Raw genomic sequence first — 2,759 nt, 5'->3', positions numbered from 1 at the left:
AAGTTAAAAGGAGGCATCATTTCATGTTATTTGCAAATACTCCCGAACCGCCCTATTACGCTTGTATTTTCACTTCGCTAAGAAGCGATAAGGATGCCGCAAGCTATAATTCAACCGCAGAATTCATGGATGAACTTGCCGCTCAACAAGATGGCTATTTAGGAGTCGAAAGCGTAAGAGATCAAAACGGGTTAGGAATTACCGTATCCTATTGGAAGTCCTTGGATGCCATAAAGCTTTGGAAGGAAAATGCCGCTCACAAAAAGGCACAAGAAAAAGGTATGAAAGATTGGTACTCGTCATACACTACCCGAATTTGTAAGGTTGAAAGAGATTATACAAGCAAATAATGACTTCAGTTTTAAAAACGTTCTAACCGCAAGTGACTTTGGTAGCTGCCAGTTACTCTCCAGAAGTAAGGGTAAATATCTTCAATCTAATAAGTGTTTCATAAAACAGTAAAAACCCATAATGGAAACTAGTTTTAAACATGGTTTGGGATGAACAGCCTAAATTGTAAAATAACTCTAGTTGATTGGAATGGAAGGTACGAGACTCCTGCGGGAAAAGCGAGGCCAAGGGAGACCCCACAGGCGCAAAGAGCGCCGAGGAGGCTCCCGGACCGCCCGCGGAAAGCGAGTGCCTGTAATGGAAATCAACGTTCAAATTTACAAACCCTTAAAAAGTAAAAGTGTTTTTTTATGGGTGAAATTCATAAATTTTAGTTCAAGCTTTCCATTGAGTTTGTCTTCAGCATGAGACCTCTAAAATCCCAATTGGTAATCATCCCCTCAGTAAAATCGTAAAAGGGCTTCGGGATGAGTGCATTCCGAAATCCACTTTTGTCGACAAACAGGGACCGCTTCTTAAACGATCTTCACAATGAATTAATTAAAAGGAAATGCCGTTAAGATCTTCTTTTATGAGTGAGTACATGTATAAATCATCGAATTTGCCACGGGTAAATTCATAATGCCTAAGAAGTCCTTCTCTTCTAAATCCTTGTTTTTCCACTAGTTTTTGGGATGGGTGATTATCAGGTTCAATTAAAGCTTCAATCCTTTCCAGGTGAAAGTGGCGATAACCATACATAACAACGGCTTCCAATGTTTCACTCGCAATGCCTTTTCCCCAATGGTCTTTACTTAATTCATATCCAATTTCAGCACGATGGTGTTTGGTTACCATATTCAGAAAACCACAACTTCCTATAACCTTACCGGAATTTTTTAATGTAATTCCCCATCTAATTCCCGAACCTTTTTCGAAAATAGATTCATACCACTTAATTTCATCCCATACATCATTTACTGTCTCGAATGGATCTAACCCCATTGGCTTCACCACATCTGTATCAGATAGATATTTGAACATGTCACCCGCATCTTCCAGTGTCACTTCCCTTAATATCAATCGTTTGGTTTCAATAACCGGAAATACCTTCACCATTCAATTTCCCCCTTCCAAACTCCCATTTCCATATTTAACTATTTAATCATTACCTAATTAAAGTCGATAATCAACGCATTATTGCTTAAAAATTAATGTTAATAACTAAGAGGCGTCCCTACTTTCGTAGAAACGCCTTTTTTCGTTTACTTCATTATTTTCGGTTCCTTTACTGCTGAGATCATTAAAAACATGGGCCTTCGATTTTCATCTTTCATTTCAGGAACAATTTTTAACATGTCATCAGAAGGCATCGGTTCCTTTACTACCTTAATGCTGAACAAAAATTCAATATGAGGCAAAAAAAAAACAGCCATTAATATTGTTGTCTTTTATTTTAACAACAATAAATAGGCAGCCCTGTTTTGTTGTCCATCATTGTCCATATAGGACCCTTCCCACCCTTTGTACATAGTCTGAAAGGGTAAACAAAAAAAGGAGGATTTCTTGAATGTATAATTACACTTACTACCCTAATAATGTGCATTATTATATAGATGGAGAACGAATACCTGGCCCGGGCGGCGGTCAATGGGACGGACACGGTGGCGGTCATGGCGGCGGTCAATGGGACGGACACGGTGGCGGTCAATGGGACGGACACGGTGGTGGTCATGGCGGCGGTCAATGGGACGGACACGGTGGCGGTCATGGCGGCGGTCAATGGAACGGACACGGTGGCGGTCATGGCGGCGGTCATTGGGGCGGACACGGTGGCGGTCATGGCGGCGGTCATTGGGAACACGGACAATGGATTCCACGCTGTAGGAGAGTATGGGYTCCCGGATTTGGTTGGAATTGGATTTGTAGATGGTGAAAAAAAAGACAGGTTATGCTGTCTCAGTTTGTAGACAAAAGGGGTTCGGAATTAAAAAATTCCGACCCCTTTTTGAAATTCCTTTGAATTTTCGCCTAAAGTTAAGAGATTGGGGCTCAACGAGCCTACTATGTTAGGCCATTTTTGGACCTCGCCATGCCCAATTGGCCATCTTCTTTAAATTAATGGCAGCGAAAGTAAGCATCGCCTGCATCGACAATTTTTTAAGTCCCCTTAAAGTAGTCCAACGCATACCATGCTTTTCTTTTGCATCAGCGAATACACGCTCAATTGTTTCTTTACGTTTTGCATATATAGGTTTTACATCTTGATGATGACGCAGATGATCTGCTTCTTCCACATGTGTTTGCCAGATATGCCGTGTCACCACTTTTTGACAGTCTTTGCTTTCTGTACACCGAGATAAAAATGAGCATGTTGTACAAATTTGTTTTGGCGATTTGTACTCGCGATAGCCCACTCGCGATAGCCC

The 2,759-nt window shown here is 41.2% G+C and carries 4 protein-coding genes; 2 read left to right on the top strand and 2 right to left on the bottom strand.

Annotation, left to right across the window (positions count from 1 at the left end; translation table 11 throughout):
• The first annotated feature begins 23 nt into the window (after positions 1 to 23).
• Positions 24 to 350: an antibiotic biosynthesis monooxygenase family protein gene (locus AC1DVB_RS26390; protein WP_057276156.1), complete on the top strand. Its 327-nt coding sequence runs from the start codon at positions 24 to 26 to the stop codon at positions 348 to 350.
• 541 nt (positions 351 to 891) lie between these two features.
• Here AC1DVB_RS26390 and AC1DVB_RS26385 read toward each other — a convergent pair.
• The gene (locus AC1DVB_RS26385) at positions 892 to 1,446 is read right to left on the bottom strand and encodes a GNAT family N-acetyltransferase (RefSeq protein WP_477591748.1); all 555 of its coding nucleotides are present in this window, start codon (positions 1,444 to 1,446) and stop codon (positions 892 to 894) included.
• Positions 1,447 to 1,900: 454 nt separating this feature from the next.
• Here AC1DVB_RS26385 and AC1DVB_RS26380 point away from each other — a divergent pair, with 454 nt between their 5' ends.
• Positions 1,901 to 2,266 (top strand): hypothetical protein, encoded by a 366-nt coding sequence (locus tag AC1DVB_RS26380; RefSeq protein WP_477591746.1) that lies wholly within the window; start codon positions 1,901 to 1,903, stop codon positions 2,264 to 2,266.
• Between the two features lie 133 nt (positions 2,267 to 2,399).
• On the opposite strand, the gene AC1DVB_RS26375 is transcribed toward AC1DVB_RS26380, so the two are convergent.
• On the bottom strand, positions 2,400 to 2,759 hold a 360-nt coding region (locus tag AC1DVB_RS26375; RefSeq protein WP_477591744.1), incomplete at its 5' end, for a transposase.

The organism is Peribacillus sp. P4_D6, assembly GCF_056401795.1.
This window is presented reverse-complemented; position numbering and strand designations above follow the sequence as displayed.

Coding starts and splice junctions, on each gene's coding strand:
- AC1DVB_RS26390 (WP_057276156.1), top strand. CDS start 24: ATGTTATTTGCAAATACTCCCGAACCGCCCTATTACGCTTGTATTTTC.